Raw genomic sequence first — 1,181 nt, forward strand, 5'->3', positions numbered from 1 at the left:
TGTCAATCCCCTCGCACCGTGGAGATCTTTCAAGCGGCCAACTCCACGTGGTCGGCCTGCTGGTCTTGTTCGTAGTCGATCGGGCTCCGGTATCCGCACACGCTGTGTAGCCGACGGGTGTTGTAGAAGCCGGTGATCCAGGTGGCGATCTTCAACCGCGCCTCGGTGCGGGTGGTGAAGGTGCGCCGGTGGACATGCTCGACCTTGAGCACGCTGTTGAACGCCTCGCTGACGGCATTGTCGAAACACGAGCCGACACGGCCCATGGACTGGGTCACGCCGAGTCGGCGGCAGGCCCGCCTGAAGCGCCGGGACTGGTATTCGCTGCTCCTGTCCGAGTGGAAGATCACGCCCCTGACGTTGCCGCCGCGGGTGGCCGCGGCCATATGCAGGGACGCGACGACCAGCTCCGCGTCGTGGCGCTCGCCCATCGCGTAGCCGAGCAGGCGGCGAGAGAACAGACCGATCACGGTGGCCAGGTACAGCTTGCCCTCGCTGGTGACGATCTCCGTCATATCCCCGGCCCACACCTGGTCGGGAGCGGTGGCGCTGAAGTCGCGTCGCACAAAGTCCGCAAACGCGGGCCGACTGCCCGGCCTGGTCAGTCCCCGGCGCCTTCGGATCTTGCGTCCGGCCAGGCCGAGTTCGGCCATGAGCTTGGCGACGGTGTTCACCGACACCCTCCAGCCCTGGCGCACGAGCGTTCCAGACCTTCGGGGAGCCATACGTGCCGCCCGACTCATCGAAGATCTGCCGGATCGCGTCGGCCAGCTTCCCGCGCCGTGCCTCGCGAGCGGTGACGGGCCGGCTGCGCCACTTGTAGAACCAGGACTCGCTCACACCCAGCGCACGGCACGTCAAGGCGTGCGGAATGTCCTGCTCGGCCTTGCAGGCGCTGATCACCCCGGCCACCTGGGCCGGGTCGGCCGCAGCTACTTCACCCACAAGGCCATGCAGCGTTTGAAGACATCACGTTCCATCTCCAGCTCGCGTATCCGCTTGTTCTTCTCGCTCATTTCCCGCCGCAGCTGCTCCAGCTCGGCGCGCTCGGTGTCCCGCAGCCGACCGCTCGAGGCAGCGGGCGCGGGCCGGTCGGAGGAGGCCGAGCCGTTGCGCCGCCACCGCGACACCCAGCTGTGCAGCGTCCCGGAGTGGACACCGAGCTCCTCGGCGACCTCCGG

2 protein-coding genes are annotated in these 1,181 nt (G+C 67.8%); both read right to left on the bottom strand.

The features are described from left to right. Positions 1-29: 29 nt before the first annotated feature. Positions 30-743, bottom strand: coding sequence for an IS3 family transposase (locus FPZ41_RS46625; RefSeq protein ID WP_322621604.1), 714 nt, complete (start codon positions 741-743; stop codon positions 30-32). Between the two features lie 189 nt (positions 744-932). Next, positions 933-1,181, bottom strand: a 249-nt coding sequence (locus tag FPZ41_RS46630) for a transposase (RefSeq protein WP_152870950.1), incomplete at its 5' end; no start/stop codon positions are given.

Origin of the sequence: Streptomyces acidicola, assembly GCF_009377235.1 — a bacterium.
In the GTDB taxonomy this organism is placed as follows: Bacteria; Actinomycetota; Actinomycetes; order Streptomycetales; family Streptomycetaceae; genus Streptomyces; species Streptomyces acidicola.